Source organism: Polynucleobacter sp. TUM22923 (genome assembly GCF_030295705.1).
In the GTDB taxonomy this organism is placed as follows: Bacteria; Pseudomonadota; Gammaproteobacteria; order Burkholderiales; family Burkholderiaceae; genus Polynucleobacter.
In genome coordinates, this window is record NZ_AP027274.1 from 1,149,115 (window position 1) to 1,174,572 (window position 25,458).

Sequence of the window (25,458 nt, forward strand, 5' to 3'; positions counted from 1 at the left end):
TTTGCTCTATGTTCACTTAAGCTGCCTCCACCATCGAGACAGCAGAGGAAATATCCACGGCAACAATACGAGATACACCCTGCTCTTGCATGGTCACTCCGATAAGCTGGTGGGCTATTTCCATCGTAATTTTATTATGAGAAATAAACACAAACTGGGTCTTATTTGACATTTTGGCAACCATCTTGGCATAACGCAAAGTGTTGGCATCATCTAATGGAGCATCAACCTCATCGAGCAAACAGAAAGGTGCTGGATTGAGCAAAAAGAGTGAGAACACTAAGGCAATTGCCGTGAGGGCTTTTTCACCACCAGATAGCAGGTAGATTGAACTATTTTTCTTACCTGGAGGCTGAGCCATTACTTGAACACCAGAGTCTAAAATTTCATCGCCAGTCATGACTAGCTCCGCATGACCACCACCAAACAGCTCAGGGAATAATTTACCAAAATGCAAATTCACCTGATCAAAGGTGCCCTGCAAAAGATCGCGGGTTTCTGCATCAATCTTCGCAATCGCATCAGTCAAAGTCTGCATCGCCTCGTTTAAGTCAGCAGTTTGCGCATCCAAGAACTGCTTACGTTCACGCGAACTCGAAAGCTCATCTAGGGCAGCCATATTTACTGGTCCCAAAGCCTGAATCTCAGCACTTAAACGGGTAACATCACTTTGTAATACACCCACCTTCAGATCTGAATTGAAGCTTGACTCTAAGGCAAGTAAGTCAGCCTCAGCATCTAGGAGTAAGGTTGCAAATTGCTCAAAGTTCAAGCGCGCTGCCTGCTCTCGTAACTGCAAATCCACTACCCTGTCACGCATCGGCTGGAGACTGCGCTCCGTTTGCATGCGAGCCTCATCAGCCTGGCGCAGTTGATGCAACACTGCATCTTGCTCCGTACGTGCATTAGACAATAATGCTTCACGCTCACTGCGAGTCAGCAATAAACCTTGTAATTTTTCTTGCGCTTGCTCATCACTCAACATTTCAAGCTCTTGCTCTGAGCTTGCTTGTTTGTCCTGAATCTCCATGATCTGCACGCGAGCAGTGCTTTGATCACGCTGAAGATCAACAATGCGCTGTTGTAATGAGCGGGTTGCAAATGCTGCCTCTTGAGCAGACATTTCTGAGCTACGCAAAGACTCTCGTAAATGATCGCGCTCTTGAGTTGCTAACGCTAATTTTTCTTGGGCCATCGCAAGATCATCTTGCAAGCCCTGCTTAGCCTCTTCCGACTGAATCAATTGGGCAGCAGCTTCCTCTTGCGTCAGTGCGAGTTGCTCTATCTGTTGATGTAACTCCGTCAACTCACCCTGAATTTGCTCTGCACGTTGACTGTATTTTTCTTCCGCCTGAGTCAGCTGCATTCTTTCTACTTCAAAACCATGCACCTCTTGCACCGCTTGCTCAGCATAGATACGGGTTTGCTCAGCAGATTGGTGTGCGGCTTGATAATTAGATACGCATTGATCCAATTCACCTTGTAACTCACTTTGGATGAGTTGTTGTGCCCGTAATTGCTTCTCAAGACCTTCCATTTCTTGAGCGCGCGCCAACATACCAGCCTGCTCAGAGTCGGCAGCATATAGCTGAACACCTACACGACTAACTAGATGGCCCTGTTGAGTGACAAGTGCGCCACCAGCAGGTAATTTCTCACGGCGATTGAGCGCATCTTCCAGAGAATCGGCAATATAAATCTTATCTAACCACTCTTGTAATACTGCAGCAACTCTGGGAGCTCCTGCACTTTGCACTCGTGTGAGCAATGGAACAAAGTCAGATGGAGCAGCCGTATGTGCTGGAGCAATCTCATCCACCAACAAAATGGCTAAGCGACTAGGTGGTGCGTCGTTAGCTAATGCCAGTGTTTCTTGAACGCTTTTAGCAGTTACGGCAGCCAAGCGCTCGCGCAAAACAGATTCAAGAGCTGCTTCCCAGCCAGTTTGGACTTTTAATTCTTGCCACAGGCGCTTACTTTCTTTTAAGCCCTTACTCTCTAGCCATGGACCAATCTTGCCTTGAGCTTGAACGCTTGCCTGCAATGCTGTTAAGGCTGTCAGTCTAGCCTCAGTTTGTGCCAATTCTTGATTGGCCAGCTGAATTTGTTGTTGCGCTGTGTTGCGTGCTTCGTCTGCAGCGGGAACACGTTGTTGTGCCTCCCCTGCTTTTTGCTTTGCTTCATCTACCTTGCGCTGAGCCATTGCATGACGATCTATTGCCATCGTCAATGCTTCTGCATCCGGTCTACGCATACCTGACAGCTCTGACTCAAGACGGGCATCGCGCCCTTTGAGCTCTTCCAGCTGAGTGGCAATTGCTTTAACGCGCTCACCTAAGCTAGCTAAACGCTGATCAATAGTTGCCAACTGTTCACGAGCATCATTGAGGTCACGCGCATTGAGCTGGTAGGTCTCTTCACGACTCGGCATCTGTTCTTGTAGGCCGGCTAAGTTAATCAATAGTGATTGCTCAGTCTCTGCAGCTAAAGCAAGCTCTTGCTCAGCAGAGCGCTGCGCTTGCGCAGCATCTGTTTCTTGTACGGTCCAACGCTGCAATTGCGCTTGTAGTTCTTGGGTTTGTTGCTGCAAACGCTGACGTGCTTCTTGCACATACCGAATCTGAGACTCCACCTGGCTTACATCGGAGTTGGTTTGGTACAACTCACCTTGCGCTAGAGACACCCGATCTTGCAGTGCGTACTGCTCTGTACGCATAGTCTCAAGCTCAGTTTCTGCATGGCGCAACTTTGCAGTCTGCTCTTCTAGGCTTACCTGGGTTTCACGAATACCGTTTGCATGACGCTCCTGCTCTTTACCAGACTCTGTTTGACGTACAAACCACAAAAGCTGTTGCTGTGACTTCATTTCCGTAGAGAGGGCAGCATGACGCTCGGCTACAGTGGCCTGCTTTTCTAAGCGGTTTAGCTGTTGATCAAGCTCACGAACAATATCTTCAACGCGCACTAAATTCTCTTTGGTGTCCTCTAGGCGCGAAGCAGTTTCTTTACGACGTTCTTTGTATTTAGAAACGCCAGCAGCCTCTTCCAAGAACACGCGCAACTCTTCTGGCTTTGATTCCAAAATACGGTTGATAGTGCCCTGTCCGATAATGGCGTAGCCTCTTGGGCCCATGCCTGTACCCAAGAAAATATCTTGAATATCTTTACGGCGAACAACCTGGTTATTGACGTAATAACTAGAGTTACCATCTCGCGTTAGTACTCGCTTGACACCTAACTCGGTAAAAGCACTCCACTGCCCTTGAGCACGTCCATCTGAGTTATCAAAAATAAGTTCAACACTGGCGCGCCCTGAAGGCTTGCGCAAACCAGAGCCGTTAAAAATAACGTCTTGCATCGACTCGCCGCGCAATTCACTGGCACGTGACTCACCTAATACCCAGCGAACAGCATCAATAATGTTTGATTTTCCACAGCCATTCGGACCCACAACACCAATCAACTGACCTGGCAGCTCAAAATGGGTCGGATCGACAAATGACTTAAAACCAGAAAGTTTGATAGATTTGAGTTGCACGGCGTACTTTGCAGGGTAAAAAGAGGGTGAAATAAGGGGTAGCTAATTTATTACTAAGACTAAGAAGATGATAGCAAGCTTAAGTATCTCAGCACGGGTTTTTACCTCACCGATATAATGATTCATGTACATTTAGGGGTAAAACCCCTTAACAATCTGATAGTTAACCGAAAAGTATGAGCCAAACACCACAAAGCATCATCGAACAAGCCTGGGAAAACCGCGCCAACCTATCCCCAGAGGCCGTTTCTGGAGAAATCCGCAACGCCGTAAATGCCGTTCTTGAGGGCCTCAATACCGGCAGTATTCGGGTAGCTGAGCGTCAAAGCGTAGGTAAATGGGAAGTAAATCAATGGGTCAAAAAGGCTGTTTTGCTCTCTTTCCGCCTAGAAGATAACAAAGTCATGGGTGCTGGTGGTTATACCCAGTTCTACGACAAGGTACCCAGCAAATTCGAACATTACACCGCAGAAGACTTTGCGAATGGCGGTTTTCGTGTGGTGCCCCCAGCGATTGCTCGTCGAGGCTCGTTTATTGGTAAGAATGCTATTTTGATGCCCTCCTACGTCAATATTGGCGCCTATGTTGGAGAGGGCACCATGGTTGATACCTGGGCTACGGTTGGTTCCTGTGCTCAGATTGGTAAGAACGTGCACCTTTCTGGTGGCGTTGGCATTGGCGGTGTTTTGGAGCCAATCCAGGCTGGCCCAGTCATTATTGAAGATAACTGCTTTATTGGCGCCCGCTCAGAAGTGGTTGAGGGCGTAGTGATTGAAGAGAACGCCGTTCTTTCAATGGGCGTCTATATTGGCCAGAGTACAAAAATATATGACCGCGAAACGGGTGAGGTCCATTACGGCCGTGTTCCAGCTGGCTCTGTAGTGGTTCCCGGTTCTTTGCCTTCCGCTTGCGGAAAGTACAGTCTATATGCTGCCATCATTGTGAAGAAGGTCGATGCTCAAACTAGAGCTAAAACGGCAATTAATGATCTCTTACGCGACTAATCTGAGCTTAACCTAATGAGTGCCACCCTCGAACTAACAGAAGCCCTAATCGCTTGCCGCTCGGTTACCCCAGCAGACGGTGGCTGTCAGGATCTCATTGCCAGCCGACTACAGGCGATTGGCTTTCATACTGAGAGCGTGGTCAGCGGTCCCGAGAATTTTCAGGTGACTAACCTTTGGGCTATTAAAAAAGGAACTACCGGAGACCAAGGTGTAGTGCTAATGTTTGCCGGTCACACCGATGTTGTTCCTACCGGGCCGCTAGAGAAATGGACCAGCGATCCCTTTACCCCCACTATTCGCGATGGCATGCTATACGGACGTGGTGCAGCGGATATGAAAACCTCTCTGGCAGGGTTTGTCGTAGCTACAGAAGAATTTGTACTGATGCACCCCAATCATCAGGGCACGATTGCATTTTTGATTACCAGCGATGAGGAAGGCCCAGCTAATGATGGTACGGTCATCATGTGTGAGCGCCTGCAAAAACAGGGGCAACGCGTGGATTACTGCGTTATTGGTGAACCCACCTCAGTTGATCAACTAGGTGACATGATTAAAAATGGGCGCCGTGGCTCCCTCTCTGGCAAGCTGCGCATCAAAGGGATTCAAGCACATATTGCCTATCCGCATTTAGGTAAAAATCCCATTCACTTATCTGCGCCAGCAATTCAGTCTTTGGTTGAAACAGAGTGGGATCAAGGCAATCAATATTTTCAGCCAACCAGCTTTCAGATCTCTAATATCCATGCTGGTACAGGTGCCAATAATATTATTCCTGGTGAGCTGGCGATGGATTTTAATTTCCGCTTCTCAACAGAGAGTAAGCCTGAAGAGTTACGCAGTCGCCTAGAAAATATTCTCAGTACTGCTGGTCTTGACTTTAATATTGACTGGACTCTTGGCGGCAGCCCCTTTATTACTGGCGATGGCGCTCTAGCTGGTGCGCTGCGCAAAGCCATTAAATCCGAAGTGCATATTGATACTGAGCTATCTACTACTGGCGGGACTAGTGACGGACGCTTTATCGCAAAAATCTGCAAAGAAGTAGTAGAGTTTGGACCACTGAATGCCACTAGCCACAAAATAGATGAATGCGTCATTGTTGATGATGTAGTGCCACTCAAAAACATTTTCCGCAACACGCTTGAACAGCTAGTCGCTTAACTCAATCTTCCCTTCTGATCATGGACCCTGAGCCTTCTCAACTTCCGACACTGGATCAATGCATTAACCAAGTAGCAACACTACTAGAGGCGACTGATCTGCACTATGGCCATGGCGCCATAGATGCCCAAAGTGAAGCCTTATGGATTGTCAGCAAGCAGCTCAATTTAAGCCCAACTGTTGCACTGGATCATTTAGAGCAAGTGCTGAGCGCCGAACAACTTTCTCAAGCACTGGAAGTTACTCAAACCCGTATTCAGACTCGCAAGCCACTAGCTTACATTTTAGGTGAGGCGTGGTTAATGGGTGTGCCTTTTTACGCTAGCGAACAGAGTATTGTTCCACGCTCATGGATTGCTGAATTGATTGTGGATGGCTCATTGGAGCCTTGGCTACCAGCCGATGGCAAGGCATTGGATCTATGCACTGGTAATGGCTCCTTGGCAATATTACTAGCCTTAGCCTGCCCTGATATTCACGTCAGTGCATGTGATGTTAGCCTGCCCGCATTAGCGATAGCCGCTCGAAATCTAGATCGTCATAAGCTTAACTCACAAATAGAGTTGTTTAGCGGGGATCTCTGGGATGCATTACCTGAACCCTTCGATGACAATCGCTTTGATCTTATCATCTGTAATCCGCCTTACGTCAACACCCACTCGATGAATACTCTTCCTGCCGAATATCATGCAGAACCTGCACTGGCATTGGCTGGTGGTGAAGATGGGATGGACCTCATACGGCGAATTATTGCTAATGCCCCAGACTATCTTTCAGAGCGCGGCGCCATTCTGATAGAGATCGGCAATGAGTACGAGTACTTTAAGAAGGCCTTCCCCCAGATTCCTGCTATCTGGATGGAGGTATCTGCTGGAGATCAGCAGGTGCTGTTAATTCAGGCGGAAGATCTACACTAAAAACCAATAGCTTTACTAGGTGAGCTCTGCCGCCGCAGAAATCGCCTGATCGATGCGCTCAACTGGAATGACTGTTAAGCCAGCGATTTTTGCCTTAGGCATATTGGCCTTCGGAATAATGGCAATTGTGAAGCCTAGTTTTGCGGCCTCTTTTAAGCGCTCTTGACCCCTAGGACATGGACGAATCTCGCCGGCTAAGCCTACTTCGCCAAACACAATCAGCTCTTTCGGAAGTGCCTTATTGCGAATCGATGATTGAATGGCAAGCAGCACCGCTAAGTCAGCCGCAGGCTCTGAGATCTTAACCCCACCTACCGCGTTTAAGAATACATCCTGATCAAAACAAGCAACACCAGCGTGGCGATGTAGTACCGCCAAGAGCATTGCTAAGCGCGCTTGATCCAAACCAACTGCCAACCTTCTAGGGTTCGGTATATGCGCAGTATCTACCAGCGCCTGAATCTCCACCAACAGCGGACGACTACCCTCTTGTGTCACTAATACGCAGGCACCAGGCACCATCTCAGTATGCTGCGACAAGAAAATAGCTGATGGATTAGCAACCCCGCGTAAGCCCTTCTCAGTCATCGCAAAAACACCTAACTCATTGACCGCGCCGAAACGATTTTTAATCGAACGTACCAACCTAAAAGAGGAATGGGTATCACCTTCAAAATACAACACTGTATCAACAATATGCTCGAGCACTCTAGGGCCCGCAAGATGACCATCTTTAGTAACGTGCCCCACCATCAATACGCAAATACCACTAGATTTAGCGGCTCTCGTTAATTGTGCGGCACACTCACGAACTTGCGCTACGGAACCTGGTGCGGAACTCAAGGCATCAGAATATAAAGTCTGTATGGAATCGACTACCAATACCTGCGGCTTCACGGTATCCATAATAGATAACAGTTTCTCCAGCTGAATCTCTGCCAACACTTCTAAATGCGGTGCATTTAAAGCGATACGCTTTGCCCGCAAAGCAATTTGGGCGGCGGATTCTTCGCCACTGCTGTAAAGAACATTCATGCCCATAGCACTCATCTCGGCTAGGGCTTGCAATAACAATGTTGACTTACCAATGCCAGGGTCACCACCGATGAGAACAACACCGCCGGGCACTAACCCTCCACCAAGTACTCGGTCAAACTCTTCGACACCGGTGCTAAAACGCGGCAGATCCTCAGCATTAATAGCCGACAGTTTTTGACGGGGCAAAGATTGCGCCAAGCCCTGAAACCGAGAATTTGAACTTACTTCAGGCACGCCCTCTTCGAGGGTGTTCCACTCCTGACAAGCTGGACACTGTCCTTGCCACTTTGCAGAAGTACCGCCACAAGACTGACAGATATAAACGGTTTTAATTTTGGCCAAGGTATTAGTCGAGCTGAGTGCCCGCTTTGTTTTCTTGAGCGCGCTTAGGGGCATCCTGGCGCCGCTTCTCTAAATCCGCCGCACGAGCTGCGGCTGCTTTTTGTTTTTCATCAAATTCTTGTTGATTGGCTTTACGCTCAGCTGCTTTTTCAGCAGAAGCCCGCTCAGCAATCTTTGCGGCATCTCGCTGGTCTTTAATGCTGGTTCGTAATGCTCGCTGAACTGTATGCAACTCTACTTCTTGCGCGCTGATAGGGTCAATTTCTTTACGATATTGCGCCCGAGAATCCCTCAAGCAACTATTGACCCAATACTTTTGATAACACTCAGAATTGGTTTTATCCCAGCGGTACTTCGCCCAGTCGCGCTGCAATTCCAGCTCACCCTCAATTTTATTGAGTTGTTCTAACTGAGCCTCCTCTGCAGGCGTAGCAAACACTGAGCCACAGAAAGCGCAAGAAAAGATCAGCGCCTGAAAGGACAAGATCAAGCGAAGCACGATGAATCTTCTCAAATTTCCACCTTAGCGCCAAGCTCAACCAAACGGTTTGCAGGGATCTTAAAGAAATCAGATTGACGACCCGCATTCTGATACATCCAGCAGAACAAGCGCTCACGCCATAGGGCCATTCCTGGAATAGGAGATGGAACAATCGTATCGCGCGATAAAAAGAAGGAGGTGTCCATCATGTCAAACTTCATCTCAAAGCCCTTCTCAATTAATCCAATAATGGAGCCCATATCTGGCGTTTCTTTGAATCCATAAACGGCCCGCACAACAAAAATATTACCACCCAAATCTTTCATCGTAATGCGCTCAACATCATTTACATAAGGCACATCCCAAATACTGACCTTCAGGAAAAAAACCCGCTCATGCAAGACATGGTTATGTTTTAAATTGTGTAAAAAAGAAATTGGCAAGTAGTCAACGTGGGCAGTTAAAAAGACTGCGGTTCCTTCAACACGATGTGGCGGGTGCTTAAGCAAGGATTGGATAAAGCTTCCCAACTCAATACCCTCTTCCACAGCACGCTTGCGTAAAATTTGTCGACCGCGATACCAGGTAATAAGACAAATAAAGCAAAGCAAGCCTAGGGCTAAGGGATACCAACCACCATCTTTAATCTTGATCAAATTCGCTGTCCAGAAGGCAAGATCAACGACAAAAAAGGATATCGTAATAAAGCTCACTAAGAAAACATTCATTTTCCATTCACGGAACATGACGACTGCCAGCAAAATAGTCGTGATCAGCATCGTCGAAGTGACTGAAATACCGTAAGCTGCGGCTAAATTAACGGACTCTCTAAATTCAATGATAGTGACAACAACCATAAATAGAAGCGCCCAATTAACCATTGGAATGTAAATCTGACCCTGCTCAGAATCAGAGGTGTGGCGAATAGTCATGCGTGGCATGAAGCCCAGCAAAATTGCCTGACTCACCAGAGAATAAGCGCCAGAAATCACAGCCTGGGAAGCAATGACGGTAGCCGCAGTTGCAAGGCCAACTACAGGCCATAACGCCCAGTCAGGCACCATTAAATAGAATGGGTTTTGAATTGCCTCTGGGTTGGAAAGCACCAAAGCGCCCTGGCCTAAATAATTAATGAGCAAACTAGGAAGCACTACTAACAACCAGGCGTAGCGAACCGGACTTCGACCGAAGTGCCCCATGTCTAAATATAAAGCCTCAACTCCAGTAACAACGAGCACCACCGCTCCCGCAACGATGTAAGCGGTGGTTGGATGATCGACAATAAAGTTAACTGCGTATAGAGGACTAAATGCTGCAATAATTTCTGGAGCATTTCCGATATTGATGGCACCTAAGACAGCTAGAGTCAAAAACCAAGCCAAGGTAATGGGGCCAAATAACTTTCCCACTGCAGCAGTTCCATACTTCTGAATCAGGAACAAGGCGACCAAAATAATCAATGAAATCGGAATGATAAATTTACGCAATCCTGGTGCCGCAATCTCAATTCCTTCAACCGCAGATAAAACAGAGATTGCAGGTGTAATCACCGACTCACCGAGCAACATACAGGCACCAAGCATACCCATAATCATGAGGAAAAAATAACTCTTTGACTTACTGTCAAATGATCGTAACGCTAATGCCATTAGGGAAAGTACACCTCCCTCACCCTTATTATCTGCACGCATCACAAATAAGACGTACTTCACTGTCACCACCAAAATCAGTGCCCAAATCATCATGGAAATAACACCAAAGAGCGCCTCAGGGGAGTAAGCGATGCCGTGTTTAGCGTCGAAACATTCTTTTAGGGCATACAAAGGGCTTGTACCAATATCGCCGAAGACAACACCGATGGCAGCAAGCATCATGACGCCAAGACTCTTCTTGTGCTCCCCCTCGGGCCCGTGAACGTCTACAGGTGTTAGGAGAGAAGAGCTAGAAAATTCTGGATTACTAATGGACATCTAAAGACCTCAGTGTTGTGTAGCACGACAATATGTTACTCCTTATGCAGTATGACTTTGAGATCAAATGAGCCCAATAAAGTGCTTCATTTAAGTGTTAATCGCAATAATTCCTCGACAGACGCTATCAAAAAATGCTAGAATGATGCTTCAGACGCGGGGTGGAGCAGTCTGGCAGCTCGTCGGGCTCATAACCCGAAGGTCGTAGGTTCAAATCCTGCCCCCGCAACCAGTATATAAGGGTCTGACGTCGATTAGACCCTCGAAACCATCAAACTGAAAAGTTTGATGGTTTTTTTACGCCCCCCCCCCTAGTGCATGCTAGTTTGTCACCTGCACAATAACTTTTGGCGCATATACTGATTAAAAGAGTGATTATTTTTATTACAGGCTGATCAAAATGCTTCTATACGCTGGTGATGAATTAAGGGTGAGCTTGACGGCAGAACTCGCTGACTTTGAAATTCTCGACTTTTTGAACGGGCTTCGCACCCTTAATGACGAGATTCAACGATCCGGTACTGTCCGGCTTCCCCTGAGCTTCCATGATGGATCCAATATCAACGCCCACCATGATGTAATCAGGCGCTGCCTTAGCGACTTGGAGGCATTTTCTGAAGAGAACGAAATACAACAAAAAGATATGGCAGATTTAGACAGCCTGCTTGGTCTCTCTACTAAATATTACGAATACAAAACCTCGATTAAAGACTGGATGTTATTTGCTTACCTAAAAGAGCAGGCTGAGATAGAAACAAGGGAAAATGACGTTCAAGAAGATGATTGGCATCCACCTGATAATTGGGAATACGGAACCGATGATGAAAAAGAGGCGCACCGAAGCTTTTGGGAGAATAAAAAATAAATTGCTCTAAGACCCATGCGAATCAGATTGGAAAAAGTCACCTGAAATGCTATCCACAATAAATATTTGATGGATTTTTTTTAGACAACCGACCCAATACTTATCAGGTTTTAAGCTAAAAATGAGCCCTCCAAGGCAACTCAAAATCTTCAATAAATTGAGACATAACGATATGTGGGGGTCGTGGATAAAGGGTTCCAAGCCTCTTCGTCAGTAACTCAACCATTTTTTCAGCTTCAACCCTTCTTGGTACTGTAAAAGCGTCCTTCTCATCCCTCTCAAGATTCTGATTTTCGTTTTGTATATGAATACGGTTTCGAAGAGTCACCAGCTTTCCGAGATGGTCATAAACATTGGGGTCACTTGTTTGTAAAAGATTAAGCTCTTCGATCAATTTAATCTTTTTATCCATCTGGTAGGACTTTCTATTTCTCAACTTCTCTAAATCCTCACTTGATAATCCATCAATACCCTCTCGAGTAAAAAGTTTTGATCTACCAATAAAGTCATAAATTATGGCTTCACAAATAGAAACAAGAATTACGGTTATCGGCTTTTCAAGAAAGTATTTTTGATAAGCGGGAAGACCCGCTCTCGAAATATAAAGAGCTTTCAATACATCAAGGTTGTAATGAATGTTGTCACCGATCTAAAAGTTACCGATAAAAGAGCTTGAGACCTTGAACATATTCAGATGGATTGTTGGTTATTCTTCGATCATAATAACTTTATTACTAAAAATTAAACCTAATTTATCCATGAAAAAGATCTTCTTATATCTAGCTTTAACCAGCCTCCTTTTCATAGTAGGTGGATGTAATCGTCCCGTTGACCTATTGGAGTTAATTTAGTAAGTTATTAAATTAAGGTAAATACATCTTAACGCTAATTTTTTACGTCTTGACGTCCCCCACATCACTCTAAATCAGTTGGACGATGCCATAAGCGCTTTGACTGATTACGCCAAAACTCTAGTCCACCTTGCTTATGGTGGAGCCCTCTAGATGTCCAAATTTGAGCACCAGTAGCGGGCGTTTGATAAAAAGGAATATTAAGCTCTTGGTATCGCGCACTCACCGTGGGGTGTGGATGACCATATCGATTGCGATAGCCATTTTGGGCAAAAGCATAGTCAGGGCCAAGCTTCGTAAGTAACTCAATTGATGATGAAGTCTTGCTTCCATGGTGAGGAGCCATCAATATCAGCTCTTTGTTTTTTAACATCAAAAGTGCTCGATCGTCTAAGCGCTCCGTAATATCTGCCTCACCCTGATTTTCCACATCCCCCGTTAGCCAAAAAGAGGTATTTTGATTGCGCACTTCCAATACACAACTCATTTCATTAGGTTTTCTGACCTGCTCTTCTTGAAAAAGACTTTGCTCATGTGGATGCCAAATGTAAAACTCCACACCATCCCATATCCAACTCTGACCAAAACGACAGGGCATGCTTTGAATCTTGCGGTCTTTTAGGTTCTTTAATAAAGAATTGCTGCTGGGCAAAGACCCCATCATCGAATCGAAGTTAATCTCTTTTAAGATAGTTGCCGCACCGCCAATGTGATCACTATCACTATGACTAATAACCATTCGATCGATGTGATGAATACCCCTTCCTTTAAGAAAAGGCAGAATAATTCGATTGCCCGCGTTATCTTTCCCCTGAATAGGGCCGGTGTCATATAAAAGCCTCTTTGTTCTAGTCTCAATCAGTACAGCAGTGCCTTGCCCGATATCTAGAACGGTTGCCCGAAAGATCCCCTCACCTAAGCGATCATTTATAAGGGGGCCAACGAACAAGCATGAGGATAAAGCCAGACCCATCAGCCTAGAAACGTAAGTGCCCTGTATGTCTCCTGGTCGAATGGCAATAATGATGCCTAGTGTTGATATCAATAATGCCCACCATGCCGGCTGATGAGCCCAGGCAACTGCCCATGTCCAATTAGCCATCCAACTTAATACCAGCGCTAAATATTCCATAGTCAGATGCGCCAGAATTAAAAGCCACTTGCCAATAAAGTCTGGCAGCAATGCGCCCGCAATTGCTAATGGTGTAACGAGATAACTCACCACTGGGATCGCAAAAGTGTTTGCAAATGGCGAAGCTAATGACACCTGATAAAACCAATAGAGAGTTAATGGCAATAATGCAATCGTAACGACTGCTTGCACGCGACATGCTTCACGCAATGCCTCGACTAATCTTGATGACCAATGTACCTCTAGCTCTTTTCCGGTCGGCACCCCAAGCAATCCGTCAGAGCCTTGCATTGCAAAAAGGATAGCAGCCACCGCCCCAAACGATAGCCAAAATCCCGGTGTGTAAGGTGCCATAGGATCAATCAATAGAACAAAAACCAAAGCCCACCACCAGATATCAAATGACCGGGGATTTCTGCCTGTCCAAAGAGCAAATGCAACAACTCCAACCATATACATGGTTCGTTGCGCCGGAATCTGAAACCCAGCTAACCAGGCATAAACAAATGCAGTTAAAAATCCAACAGCAGCAGCTACCTTTCCCACAGGAATGAGTAAGGGTAGCGTTCGACGACGCCATATGAAAGAAGCGACCATCGCTCCAAATCCAGCTAACATCGTTACATGAAGTCCCGAAATAGAAATTAGGTGTCCGATTCCGGTAGCATTAAATACCCGCCAGTCTTCTTGATCAATGGCATTTTGATCGCCCATTACCAATGCTGCAATCACACCGCCGTAACGGGCGTCTGCTGGTAATAGACGTTTAATTTTCTGCCTTAGCCTCCAGCGTTGATACTCCATCGCTAGAGAGAATTCGGTGAACCCAATATCTCGAGCTGTGATCAACTCGCCAGAGCGGATAGAGCCGCTCGCACCAAAGTCTTGATGAAAAGCCCAGCGTTCAAAGTCAAAGGTATGGGGATTTAAGCTGCCATAAGGCCGCTTAATCTTGACTTTAAAACTCCAGCGCTGCCCAGGAATTATTTCAGGAACATCTTGAGGATTACGCCAAACAGGCTGCCAACTCAAATACACCTGCCTTGGAAAGGATGTTATTAATTCACGGCCTAAAGATGCCTCATCAACCTCAAAAGAAAATTTAGCGCCAAGCGCGCTGCTTTGGGGAAGAGCATTAACTCGCCCCTCTAAATTGAGATCTTTACCTTCAAGCTCAATGGGTAAAACATTGCTTAAACGATTCTGCGCATAGTGAGCATTCCAAGCAAAGCCCAGAGTTATCAAAAGAATGGCGCCAATCAGTCCCTTGACTAAGCTGAACCTAATAAAGAACAGCATAGCCAAACAAATTAAAGTAATACAAACACACAACGAAACCCAGCCATCAGGCACTGCAGGTAAAAACAGCAGTAGCGATCCCCCGGCGATGAACGCCGTAATGTAGATACGCAAGTACTTAAGAGGCTATTGGAAGATTGGGATTGGGGGCGCTAGTGCTAGTGCTGCTACCAGTGCTGCTACTAATGCCGCTACTTATGCTATTACCTGATTGATTAGTCATCAGCAAAGACCAACGCGGTAACGCCTGCATAGCATTTTGCCAAACTGCTAGTGAAAATACTTGCGCGCTTATTCCACGAATATCTGCTAATTGTTGGGCAATTCTTGGTAGCAAGGCGGGCTCATTAAAGCTACCACCCTCTCCCCTTAACCATGCTGGGGGAATATCTGGTGAATCTGTTTCAGTCACGATGCTATCTAGTGGCAGCTCTACTAATAACCTGCGAATTTGCAAAGCCCGCTCATAGGTTGCAGCGCCACCAAACCCAAGCTTAAATCCAAGCTCGATAAATTGTTCCGCCTGTTGATGGCTGCCATTAAATGCATGTGCTATTCCGCCGGGTACTTTTCTTTTACGTAACGCTTTTAAAATAGCATCTTGTGAACGACGCACATGTAAAACCACTGGCAACTGAAATGCTTCCGCTAAATCTAGTTGCGCATGAAAAAATACTCTTGCCGAAGAGGATCAAGGCCTTCCACGAAATAATCAAGCCCAATCTCTCCGATACCCACAAACTGAGGGTCATCTATGGATTGTTCAATTTGTGATTTAAGCAAGGGAATGTCGCTCTCTTGAGCCCGCCCAATATATAAGGGGTGAATACCTAAAGTAAAAACCAAACCCGGAATTTGATTGCGATATTGCTTAGCCAATTGCCGAGTGTGATCGCAGTCAGACACTTGAACTGTCGGCACTAAAAGCGCCTGCACCCCCTTTGCTGCTGCACTAGCAACAATCTGAGGCAGTATTTGTTTGAACTCAGATGCATCTAAGTGGCAATGGGTATCCACCCAAGAAAGCGCATCGCTCATTGCGAGAATGGCTTGAGTACTCCACGCTCAAGATGCAAAATACGATCGCACCGTTTAGCGCGCACTGGATCATGCGTCACTATCACAAAGGCAGTGCCCTGTTCTCTTGCAATATCTAACATTAAATCAAATACACCATCCGCAGTTTCGGCATCTAGATTGCCAGTAGGTTCATCTGCTAATACGCAAGAGGGATTGCCTACTAAAGCCCTAGCAACTGCTACCCGTTGACGCTCTCCACCTGAAAGCTCACCGGGAGTATGCTGCACTCGTTTTGCCAAGCCAACGGCTAAGAGCATCTGGTTTGCACGCTCCATCGACTCGTCGTTGCTTAGTCCGCGTATTCGTAAAGGCAGCGCAACATTCTCTACCGCACTAAATTCATCCAAGAGATGATGAAATTGATAAATAAATCCTAAGCTTCGGTTTCGTAACTGATCTAATTTTTTAATAGGTAAGTTGTGAAGATTTTCTCCCGCTAAAAAAACTGATCCAGCACTAGGCGTATCTAAGCCACCCAATAAATGCAATAAGGTACTCTTACCAGAGCCAGATGAACCCACAATGGCTACTTTCTCAGAGGCACTTATTTCCAAGTCAATATCTTTCAGTACCTCTACTGCAGTAGCGCCTTTGCCATAGGTCTTTGCCAAATCTTGGGCATGGAGGACCAATTTACCAATCGGATTGGAATTGCTTGTTTGGCTCGTTTGACTTATTTGGCTCATTTTATTTATGGGGCTATTCATAACGCAGCGCTTCCGCAGGCTGTACCTGAGCAGCTCTTCGACTGGGGTAAAGCGTCGCCAACACCGAAAGACCAAATGCCATTAAGCCAACTGTCACTACGTCGGATAGACGGACATCAGAGGGTAGCTCGCTAATAAAATACACATCGCGCGGCAAAAAGCGAACTCTAAAGATCGCCTCGATTGCAGGCACGATGACATCAATATTGAGGGCAATCAATAGACCTAAGCCTACGCCTGCTAAAGAGCCCAGAAGACCAATAGCTAAACCCTGCACTAAGAAAATACGCTGAATCAGTCCTGGGCTCGCACCCATTGTTCTCAGAATAGCGATATCCGCCTGTTTTTCATTCACCGTCATCACTAGAGTCGACACTAGGTTAAAGGCAGCAACGGCAATAATTAAAGTCAGAATGATGAACATCATTTTTCGCTCTGTTTGAACTGCTGCAAACCAATTGCGATTTGATCTAGACCAATCTGTTACCCATAACGCCTGAGGAACTACTTGCGCTAACTCAGAGGCTACCTGCGGGGCTAGCTGCATATCGTCAATCTTTACCCGCAAACCAGAAGGATCTTGCAATCGCAATAAAGCCGCAGCATCTTTCCAATGCAAGATAGCTAATGAACTATCGTATTCATAATGACCGCTATCTACAATGCCCACTACCTGCAACGTTCTCATTCTGGGCATGGCACCAGCAGGCGTTAAATCACTTTCAGGAACAATCAGGTTAATACGGTCACCGATATGCGCGCCCACCATATTGGCTAGCTGTGCGCCCAGCGCGACACCAAAGGTTCCTGGCTTGAGATCATCGATACTGCCCGCGACAAATTGCTTAGGCAAATCAGATACTTTGCCCTCTTCACTCGGAAGTACTCCCCGAATGGATACGCCACGCATGACGCTCTCACGACTTAATAAACCTTGAGAGCTCACCATCGGGGCTACCCCAATCACGTGCGGCTGTGATGCAACTTTTAGCGCCAAAGGCTCCCAGTTGTGCAGGCCATCAGGCGCAGAAATTTCTACATGAGAAAGTACAGACAACATACGATCCCGAACCTCTTTTTGAAAACCGTTCATCACAGAGAGCACCACAATCAAAGCGGCAACGCCCAGAGCGATGCCAGCAGTCGATATTCCGGAGATGAAGGATAAGAAACCATCGCGCCTACCCACGGTCTTACGACGCTTAGATCGGGTGTAGCGCAGGCCTATTTCTAGCTCAATGGGAAGTCTTAACATGCCTACAGTTTAGACAATCGGATGGTTAAACGGATGGATTCTGTAAATGCCACCTAAAATCAGGGGAATGACTGCAAATATCCCTCCAAATCCCATCCCCTTGAAGCAGGCAAAACGTCGCTTTACCCTCATGATTTCCGGAGAGGATGCCCCTGATTTGGGTATTGACCCCACACAGCATCAGGACAGCCCGCCTGCCGGACTTCCCCAAGAGCGCTTTTTGTTAGGAGATAAGCTGGCGATTGCCCCCGTTTTACTCTTAGGGCAAAGCGACTTAACCCTAGATCCCAATCAGATCATCGCTTGTTTACAGCCAGTACACCTTCATGCCACGCGCGATCATTTGATCTTGATGGCCCAAAGTCAGATAGATCTGACGCCAGATGAATCTGCTGCACTCCTGAAAGAAGCTCTGCCCTTAATTGAAGAAGATTTTCAGGCGGCAGTCTTATATCAAGGACAGCATGCATGGTTCATTCCAGCGGGTCCATTCGCCAGCTTGGCCACCCACTCGATTGATCAGGCCCATGGTCGAAATATCGACTGGTGGATGCCGCGAGATACCCATGAATTAGGCATTGCTAAACGTTGGCGCAAACTTCAAAATGAAATTCAGATGCTGTGGCACATAGGCCCAGTGAATGAAGAACGAACACAAAAGGGCTTACCCAGCATTAACTCGCTTTGGATCAGTGGCATTGGGAAATTACAAGATGTCACCGTACCCGAATGTTTACAGCATACCTCATCACTTTATGGCGATCACCCACTCCTGGCTGGTCTAGCTAAATACCTGAACATTACTCATGAATCGAATGTGGATTTTTCTAAGTTAGTCAATTTAGAGGGCGCCGGAAATATATTTGCATGGGTTAATAAACCGCAAGCGCTTTGGCATGACTTGAGCAATGCGTTATTAAATGAAAATCTATCCGAATTAGAGATCATTGACTTTTCTACCGGCAAGCCTCGATATCGGATCTTCACAGCGCGAGATCTTCATCAAAAGACTTGGGCCTTCTGGAAGAAACGTACCTTATTGAGTTGGCAGGCAATTATTTCAGGACAAACATCATGAGTATATTTTCCCAGCGCCCTTTTTCAGATCGTACGTCGACTTGGTTGTCGCAAAGCGGCTTACATCCCTTAATTTCACGCTTGTTTGCAGCCCGTGGCGTAGAAAAACCCGAGGAGTTATCCCTTGATCTCAAGCAATTACTTTCTCCAGTTGAACTCAAAAACTGTATCAGCACTGCCTCACTACTAGCAGACATTCTGGAGCGAAAAGAGCCTATGCTAGTAGTAGCGGATTACGACTGTGACGGCGCTACTGCGTGCGCTGTTGCCGTACGAGGCTTAACGATGCTGGGGGGCAGTAGTACTGCCATTCAGTTTTTAGTACCCAACCGTTTTACGATGGGCTATGGCTTGACTCCTGAAGTTGTTGACTTAGCAGCTACACAAAACCCGAAGCCCAAATACCTCATTACCGTTGATAACGGAATTGCCAGCGAGGCCGGGGTAGATCGAGCCCGCGAACTGGGTATGGAGGTCATTGTGACTGACCATCATCTACCCGGTGATCGCCTGCCCAATGCCATTGCAATCGTCAACCCTAATCAACCAGCTTGTACATTCCCCAGTAAAGCACTAGCCGGTGTAGGCGTAATGTTTTATTTACTCGTGGCATTACGAGCGGAATTACGAAAACGGGGACAATTTACGCTGGAAACTCAGCCCAAGATTGAGGGCTTACTAGACCTAGTTGCATTAGGCACAGTCGCCGATGTAGCCCAACTAGATCGCAACAATCGTATTTTAGTTTCCAATGGATTAAAGCGGATTCGTGCGGGTACATCACAGCCTGGTATTGCCGCACTCTTTCAGGCGGCAGTGCGCGATCCTCGAAAGGCTGGTGCATTTGATCTTGGATTTGCAATTGGCCCCAGACTGAATGCCGCAGGACGACTAGCGGATATGACCTTAGGTATCCGCTTATTACTGAGTGACAGCCCAGATGAAGCCATTGGTCTTGCCCAAGAATTAGATCGGATTAACCGCGAGCGTCGCGTCATTGAATCGGGTATGCAAGAAGCTGCTTTAGCGCACTTAGCAGAAGATCATATTGCTGGAACGATGGCTGATCGCAATAGCATCTGCCTTTGGAACGCGCAGTGGCATCAAGGCGTTGTCGGCATTGTGGCCTCGCGCCTAAAAGAGCGATTTAATCGCCCTGCCCTTGTGTTTGCCCCAGCCGATGGCGCTGCAGGCGAAGAATTGCGGGGCTCTTGCAGATCGATTAACGGCTTTCATCTGCGAGATGCGCTAGACATTGTTTCAAAGCGTGAACCAGGACTCATACTGAAGTTTGGCGGTCATGCGATGGCGGCGGGCCTTAGTATTCGTAAGGCTGATTTTGACCGGTTCGACGCTGCATTTCAGCAGGTTGCACTCGAGCTACTCAATGATGAATTACTAGAGCGCCGCTATATTCATGACGGAGCCCTAGATCCATCGGAATTTACTACCGAAATAGGAGATCTTCTCGCCGAAGAAATTTGGGGTCAAGGCTTCCCTCAGCCTATTTTTTATGGTGAATTTAAGATCATCCAGCAAAGCCTGATGAAAGAAAAGCATCTGCGCCTTCAGTTGCGGCCAATCGGTGACGGACCATCAGTTATTAAGCCCTTTACTGGCGTCTGGTTCAATCACACGGCACCCCTACCAGCTAAAGCAAAGCTAGCCTACCGCCTAGTCACCGACCGCTTTCAAGGTCAAGCTCGGGTACAGCTCATGGTTGAGGCCCACGACGAGAGCTAGGTAGCAGTAAGCCCTTATAATTGGGGGATGGAAGCCGAACAACTCAATAGTATTTCAAATGCCCTCTCCGATCTGCTCACACGTGAGCAAGCACTCCGGGGGTATCTTTGACTTCGAAGTAAAGTCACGCCGCCTTACTGAAGTCAATTCCATCCTAGAGGATCCCACTATCTGGGATGATCAAAAAAAAGCGCAAGCCCTCGGTAAGGAAAAAAAATTACTAGATGGGGTAGTTGCCACACTCACTGCCTTAAATAGCAATATCACTGGTGCCATTGAATTATTCGACATGGCTAAAGAAGAAAGTGATTTCGATACCATTGGCGCAATCGAAACCGATGTTCAGAGCTACAGCAAAATTGTTGGTGACCTGGAGTTTCGCCGGATGTTTCATAATGAGATGGATCCCTGTAGTTGCTTTATTGATATTCAAGCCGGTGCGGGTGGTACCGAAGCCTGTGATTGGGCTAGCATGTTGTTTCGCCAATACTTAAAATATTGTGAGCGCAAGGGCTACAAAACTGAAATCCTGGAAGAGTCAGATGGTGATGTTGCCGGCATCAAAAGCGCCACGATCAAAGTCGACGGTGAGTATGCTTATGGACACCTGCGTTCAGAGACTGGTGTACATCGCTTAGTTCGTAAATCGCCCTTTGACTCATCCAACGGTCGTCATACCTCCTTCGCTAGTATTTACGTATACCCAGAAGTAGATGATTCGATTGAGATTGATGTCAACCCGGCCGATATCCGTACCGACACCTACCGCGCCTCTGGTGCTGGTGGTCAGCATATTAATAAAACCGATTCCGCCGTTCGTCTAACCCACCTCCCATCGGGAATTGTGGTGCAGTGCCAAAACGACCGTAGTCAGCATCGCAATAGAGCGGAAGCGATGACGATGCTCAAGTCACGACTTTACGAGCATGAAATGCAAAAGCGCCGCGTTGAGCAAGACAAACTTGAAGCCAATAAAACAGATGTTGGCTGGGGTCATCAGATCCGCTCTTATGTTCTAGACCAAAGCCGTATTAAAGACTTACGCACCAATGTTGAAATCTCGAATACCCAAAAAGTATTGGATGGCGATCTTGATGCTTTTATTGAAGCCAGCCTGAAACAAGGCGTTTAATCTATTTCCCGTTACTGATAACTAATATGAACGATCAAGCCACCCCCTCTATCTCGCCAGAACCAGCGGATGAAAACCACATCATTGCGGAGCGCCGTGAAAAACTGGCAAAGCTTCGCGAGGGTGGCATCGCTTTTCCAAATGATTTTGTGCCGACCCATTTGGCTACAGACCTGCATACCCAATATGACTGCTTTACCAAAGAAGAGTTAGCCGAAAAGAAAATACATGTCAAAGTTGCTGGTCGTATGGTTCTCAAGCGTGTCATGGGAAAAGCTAGCTTTGCGACGATTCAGGATCGTAGTGGGCAAATTCAGTTTTATATTAATGATGAAATCAGCGGCGCTGATGTCCACGGCGCTTTTAAGCATTGGGATATGGGTGACTTTATTTCAGCCGAAGGAAATCTTTTTAAGACTAATAAAGGTGAGCTTTCGGTTGAGTGCAGCAATCTACGCCTGCTCAGTAAATCTTTACGCCCATTGCCAGATAAGTTTCATGGCCTATCGGATTTGGAGACCAAGTACCGTCAGCGCTATGTAGATCTGATTGTGAACCCAGATAGTCGCAATACGTTCAGAGCTCGAAGTAATACCATTGCCTCGCTACGCCGCCATATGCTCGATGCAGATTTCATGGAAGTGGAAACACCCATGCTGCACCCCATTCCTGGCGGGGCAACAGCCAAGCCATTTATTACCCACCACAATGCTTTAGATATGCAAATGTTCTTGCGCATTGCGCCCGAACTCTATCTCAAGCGTTTAGTGGTCGGTGGTTTTGAGCGCGTCTTCGAAATTAATCGCAACTTCCGCAATGAAGGGGTAAGCCCGCGCCACAATCCTGAGTTCACTATGATGGAATTTTATGCGGCTTATACCGATTACCGCTGGCTCATGGATTTTACGGAGAACTTGATTCGCGCTGCAGCAATAGATGCGCGAGGCACTGCCGTGTTGACCCATCAAGGTCGAGAACTCGATCTGAGTAAACCATTCCAACGCCTCACTATTACCGAAGCTATTCTCAAATATTGCCCACTTTCCAATAAGTCCTATGAAGCTGGACAGTTAGAAGATATCGTCTTTATTCGTACTGAATTAAAAAAGGGGGGTGAGAATCCCGATAGTCCAACACTCAAAAATGCTGGCATTGGTGCACTCCAATTAGCCCTTTTTGAATTAGTTGCTGAATCTCATCTCTGGGAACCTACTTACATTATTGATTACCCAATCGAAGTGAGTCCACTAGCGCGTGAGTCAGATACTCGCCCTGGAGTTACCGAGCGTTTTGAGTTATTTATTACCGGCCGTGAAATTGCCAATGGCTTCTCCGAATTAAATGATGCCGAAGATCAAGCCAACCGCTTTCGAAAACAGGTGGCTCAAAAAGAAGCTGGTGACGAAGAGGCAATGTACTTCGACCATGACTTTATTCGCGCATTAGAATACGGCATGCCTCCAACTGGTGGTTGCGGTATTGGCATTGATCGCCTGGTAATGTTGTTGGCGGATGTACCTAATATTCGTGATGTGATCTTATTCCCGCATTTACGTCGCGAGGAAGAATAGTGGCAGTAGCGCCTTTGTAATCCAGAGCACAAAAAAGCCGCAGAACATTGCGGCTTTTTTGTTTACTTCCTTGATCGACAATCTACGTTACTGGATACAGTGTTCGATCATCGCTATCAATGACGGTCACATTGACTGGAATTCCAAGACTCACACTAGACGAGACGGTACAAAAGTCCTGAAACTGCGCTAACACGCGATCAAGGTTTTCTAGTGTTGAACCTGGTACACCAATCTGAATCTCTACATGAATAGCCAAAATACGTAAGCGATTTTGGTCATTTCGTCCAATATTGCAATGGGCTTTTGTTTGTATAGGCTCAGGATTTTGTTTAAATTTACGCAGGGCAAATAACAAGGAATCGGACAAGCAATTAGCCACACCAGCTAATAGGAATTGAGATGGCGTTGCACCCTGTGATTTTCCTAAAGGAGGTGGCTCATCCCCAAATATAGGGTCCTGCTCTTCATTAAAATAGATGGCAAACTGATAATCACTTTGCTGAACTAGCCGTACTGATGGCACATCACTCATTGAAACTCCTGTCGCTAGAAATTATTTTAATAAAGGTAAGGGATTAATTTTTTAGTGCACGATTGATAGTCACCGTAGGCTGGGAAGCGCTCTACCAGCCAAAGCTCTTCTCGCCTCGCCTTCACATCGAATAAACCTACCAATCCGATAGCATATGCCAAGATGCAGAGATTCGGAAATAAGCAAAGCCAAGCGATAGCAGCTAAGATCACCCCAAAATACATCGGATGCCGAACAAAGCGATACAAACCAAACTGAATAAATTGAGCATCGTCCTTAGGGCGAGGAAATGGAGTGAAGTTCTTACCTAAATTGATGAATGAAACCAACATAAGTACTAGTGAGAGCAGTCCGACTGCTATACCGATGGAATAAAGGGATAACAAGGCGGTTGGGTTTTCGACTAACTCAGACCCACGGGGGCCAAAAAGTATCAAGCCAATCAACACGGCCTGAATGATCACATACCAGGCGCCTCGCTCAAATATGGATTTAGAACCCATTGCACTCATCTACGCCACTCCGAAAGAGAAGGCCCCAGTCTAGCTTGTTTTAATAAAGCAGCGCACTATCGAAGCTTTCGCCAAAGTTCGAACCACCTTGCGACAAGACGTGCTGAGCAATCAAGAAGATCCCAGAGAAGAAGCTTAAGCATACCAACAGGCCAAAAGCATGATATTCGTTCAGGCCGCCTGCATTAAGCGCGGCTAAGTACCTTTCACCGTCTAAAGCCAGATGAGTAGACAGGCTAATCAGCGCTAAACCCAGAAATAGTTGGGCTATAGTCAAAAAGAGGTGTTTTTGGGGAGAAGGCTTGGTGGTCATCAAAATTCCTTAAATAAGCTTGTACACCTATCATAGGGAACGAAAGCCTCCCTGTAAAAGACTCCTTTTTTATAAGCTCAATCCTTTTATGTCTATAGAAATCTACCAAGAATGAGGATAATTAGATTTTTGACATTACCGATCATTACCTATGGCAGCCTATCACTCAGAAACCGTTCTTACTGTAAATCATTGGAACGACACCCTTTTTAGCTTCACTACCACCAGAAATAAGGGCTTACGCTTTCGTAGTGGGCATTTTCTGATGATTGGTCTTGAAGTAGAAGGCAAACCCCTGGTTCGCGCTTACAGCGTAGCCAGCCCAAATTATGAAGAACATTTAGAGTTTTTGAGCATCAAGGTTCAGAATGGCCCCCTCACCTCGCGCCTCCAAAAGATTCAAGTGGGTGATCCTATTTTGGTCAGTGAAAAATCGGTTGGCACTCTCGTGATCGATGATTTAAATCCCGGAAAACATCTTTATCTCTTCAGCACGGGCACTGGCTTAGCGCCATTTATGAGCATCATTCGTGATCCCGATACCTATGAAAAGTTTGATAAGGTAGTACTGATTCATGGGGTACGTTTAGTCAGCGAGTTGGCCTATGCTGATTACATCAAAAATGAACTCTCGCAAGACGAGTATCTTGGCGAACTCATCCGTGAAAAGCTCATCTACTATCCAACAGTAACTCGAGAGGCATTTACGCATACGGGCCGCTTAACTACAGCCATCGAATCTGGTCAACTGTTTAAGGATATTGGCTTACCTCCCCTAGATCCAGCAGTAGATCGTGCCATGATTTGCGGCAGTCCCTCCATGCTCAAAGAAACGGCTGAGATGTTAGACGCAAAGGGCTTCAAAGTTTCGCCGAGCTTAGGGCAACTGGGTGATTACGTCTTCGAACGCGCTTTTGTAGAAAAATAGC

General features: G+C 46.4%; 20 protein-coding genes, 1 tRNA gene and 1 pseudogene. 10 read left to right on the forward strand and 12 right to left on the reverse strand.

Annotation, left to right across the window (positions count from 1 at the left end; translation table 11 throughout):
* Window positions 1–16: 16 nt before the first annotated feature.
* Window positions 17–3,538 carry a chromosome segregation protein SMC gene (gene smc, locus QUD86_RS05840; protein WP_286295829.1) on the reverse strand — a complete coding sequence of 1,174 codons (3,522 nt, stop codon included), beginning with the start codon at window positions 3,536–3,538 and terminating at the stop codon, window positions 17–19.
* Window positions 3,539–3,714: 176 nt separating this feature from the next.
* Here smc and dapD point away from each other — a divergent pair, with 176 nt between their 5' ends.
* From dapD to prmB, 3 genes are read left to right on the forward strand one after another with little or no spacing between them, the layout of a single operon-like run.
* A complete protein-coding gene (gene dapD, locus QUD86_RS05845; RefSeq protein ID WP_100378805.1) occupies window positions 3,715–4,542 on the forward strand; it encodes a 2,3,4,5-tetrahydropyridine-2,6-dicarboxylate N-succinyltransferase in 828 nt (275 codons plus the stop codon).
* Window positions 4,543–4,557: 15 nt separating this feature from the next.
* Window positions 4,558–5,709 carry a succinyl-diaminopimelate desuccinylase gene (dapE, locus tag QUD86_RS05850; protein ID WP_286295832.1) on the forward strand — a complete coding sequence of 384 codons (1,152 nt, stop codon included), beginning with the start codon at window positions 4,558–4,560 and terminating at the stop codon, window positions 5,707–5,709.
* 20 nt (window positions 5,710–5,729) lie between these two features.
* Window positions 5,730–6,626 carry a 50S ribosomal protein L3 N(5)-glutamine methyltransferase gene (gene prmB / locus QUD86_RS05855; protein ID WP_286295835.1) on the forward strand — a complete coding sequence of 299 codons (897 nt, stop codon included), beginning with the start codon at window positions 5,730–5,732 and terminating at the stop codon, window positions 6,624–6,626.
* A gap of 15 nt (window positions 6,627–6,641) precedes the next feature.
* Here prmB and radA read toward each other — a convergent pair whose 3' ends face one another.
* From radA to QUD86_RS05870, 3 genes are read right to left on the reverse strand one after another with little or no spacing between them, the layout of a single operon-like run.
* Window positions 6,642–8,006, reverse strand: a complete 1,365-nt coding sequence (gene radA, locus QUD86_RS05860) for a DNA repair protein RadA (protein WP_286295836.1) — start codon at window positions 8,004–8,006, stop codon at window positions 6,642–6,644.
* Between the two features lie 4 nt (window positions 8,007–8,010).
* Complete coding sequence (locus QUD86_RS05865; protein WP_286295838.1) at window positions 8,011–8,520, reverse strand: hypothetical protein; 510 nt, start codon at window positions 8,518–8,520, stop codon at window positions 8,011–8,013.
* Window positions 8,517–10,361, reverse strand: a complete 1,845-nt coding sequence (locus QUD86_RS05870) for a potassium transporter Kup (protein WP_502928896.1) — start codon at window positions 10,359–10,361, stop codon at window positions 8,517–8,519. Before QUD86_RS05870 ends, QUD86_RS05865 begins: the two co-directional genes overlap by 4 nt.
* Window positions 10,362–10,612: 251 nt before the next feature.
* On the opposite strand from QUD86_RS05870, the gene QUD86_RS05875 reads away from it, so the two are divergent.
* A tRNA-Met gene (locus QUD86_RS05875) sits at window positions 10,613–10,689 on the forward strand.
* Between the two features lie 204 nt (window positions 10,690–10,893).
* Window positions 10,894–11,322: a hypothetical protein gene (locus tag QUD86_RS05880; protein WP_286295840.1), complete on the forward strand. Its 429-nt coding sequence runs from the start codon at window positions 10,894–10,896 to the stop codon at window positions 11,320–11,322.
* A gap of 115 nt (window positions 11,323–11,437) precedes the next feature.
* Here the strand turns inward: QUD86_RS05880 and QUD86_RS05885 are convergent, their stop codons facing one another.
* The 5 genes and pseudogenes from QUD86_RS05885 to QUD86_RS05905 form a co-directional block, all read right to left on the reverse strand.
* The gene (locus QUD86_RS05885; RefSeq protein WP_286295842.1) at window positions 11,438–11,938 is read right to left on the reverse strand and encodes a hypothetical protein; all 501 of its coding nucleotides are present in this window, start codon (window positions 11,936–11,938) and stop codon (window positions 11,438–11,440) included.
* Between the two features lie 299 nt (window positions 11,939–12,237).
* Entirely contained in the window at window positions 12,238–14,718 is a 2,481-nt protein-coding gene (locus QUD86_RS05890) for a DNA internalization-related competence protein ComEC/Rec2 (protein WP_286295846.1), read from the reverse strand.
* Between the two features lie 112 nt (window positions 14,719–14,830).
* A pseudogene (locus tag QUD86_RS05895) lies at window positions 14,831–15,642 on the reverse strand (TatD family hydrolase); the annotation flags it as partial.
* Window positions 15,639–16,370, reverse strand: a complete 732-nt coding sequence (locus QUD86_RS05900) for an ABC transporter ATP-binding protein (RefSeq protein ID WP_286295847.1) — start codon at window positions 16,368–16,370, stop codon at window positions 15,639–15,641. The pseudogene QUD86_RS05895 and the gene QUD86_RS05900, both read right to left, overlap by 4 nt.
* 13 nt (window positions 16,371–16,383) lie before the next feature.
* Complete coding sequence (locus QUD86_RS05905; protein WP_286295848.1) at window positions 16,384–17,646, reverse strand: lipoprotein-releasing ABC transporter permease subunit; 1,263 nt, start codon at window positions 17,644–17,646, stop codon at window positions 16,384–16,386.
* Window positions 17,647–17,713: 67 nt separating this feature from the next.
* Between QUD86_RS05905 and QUD86_RS05910 the strand changes: the two genes are divergently transcribed.
* The 4 genes from QUD86_RS05910 (at window position 17,714) to lysS (ending at window position 23,169) form a co-directional block, all read left to right on the forward strand.
* The gene (locus tag QUD86_RS05910) at window positions 17,714–18,724 is read left to right on the forward strand and encodes a hypothetical protein (protein WP_286295849.1); all 1,011 of its coding nucleotides are present in this window, start codon (window positions 17,714–17,716) and stop codon (window positions 18,722–18,724) included.
* The gene (gene recJ / locus QUD86_RS05915; RefSeq protein ID WP_286295850.1) at window positions 18,721–20,466 is read left to right on the forward strand and encodes a single-stranded-DNA-specific exonuclease RecJ; all 1,746 of its coding nucleotides are present in this window, start codon (window positions 18,721–18,723) and stop codon (window positions 20,464–20,466) included. The genes QUD86_RS05910 and recJ overlap by 4 nt, the downstream gene beginning before the upstream one ends.
* A 27-nt stretch (window positions 20,467–20,493) precedes the next feature.
* Window positions 20,494–21,598, forward strand: a protein-coding gene (gene prfB, locus QUD86_RS05920) for a peptide chain release factor 2 (RefSeq protein ID WP_286295851.1) whose coding sequence is annotated in 2 segments (ribosomal slippage) — window positions 20,494–20,574 and window positions 20,576–21,598 — 1,104 coding nt in all. Because the reading frame shifts where the segments join, the coding sequence is not laid out codon by codon here.
* Between the two features lie 26 nt (window positions 21,599–21,624).
* Complete coding sequence (lysS, locus tag QUD86_RS05925) at window positions 21,625–23,169, forward strand: lysine--tRNA ligase (protein ID WP_286295853.1); 1,545 nt, start codon at window positions 21,625–21,627, stop codon at window positions 23,167–23,169.
* Window positions 23,170–23,251: 82 nt separating this feature from the next.
* Here the strand turns inward: lysS and QUD86_RS05930 are convergent, their stop codons facing one another.
* From QUD86_RS05930 to QUD86_RS05940, 3 genes are read right to left on the reverse strand one after another with little or no spacing between them, the layout of a single operon-like run.
* A complete protein-coding gene (locus QUD86_RS05930) occupies window positions 23,252–23,704 on the reverse strand; it encodes an OsmC family protein (protein WP_286295854.1) in 453 nt (150 codons plus the stop codon).
* A gap of 26 nt (window positions 23,705–23,730) precedes the next feature.
* Window positions 23,731–24,216, reverse strand: a complete 486-nt coding sequence (locus tag QUD86_RS05935; protein WP_286295856.1) for a methyltransferase family protein — start codon at window positions 24,214–24,216, stop codon at window positions 23,731–23,733.
* A gap of 40 nt (window positions 24,217–24,256) precedes the next feature.
* A complete protein-coding gene (locus tag QUD86_RS05940; protein ID WP_286295857.1) occupies window positions 24,257–24,529 on the reverse strand; it encodes a hypothetical protein in 273 nt (90 codons plus the stop codon).
* 151 nt (window positions 24,530–24,680) lie between these two features.
* Between QUD86_RS05940 and QUD86_RS05945 the strand changes: the two genes are divergently transcribed.
* The gene (locus QUD86_RS05945; RefSeq protein WP_286295858.1) at window positions 24,681–25,457 is read left to right on the forward strand and encodes a ferredoxin--NADP reductase; all 777 of its coding nucleotides are present in this window, start codon (window positions 24,681–24,683) and stop codon (window positions 25,455–25,457) included.
* Window position 25,458 lies beyond the last annotated feature (1 nt).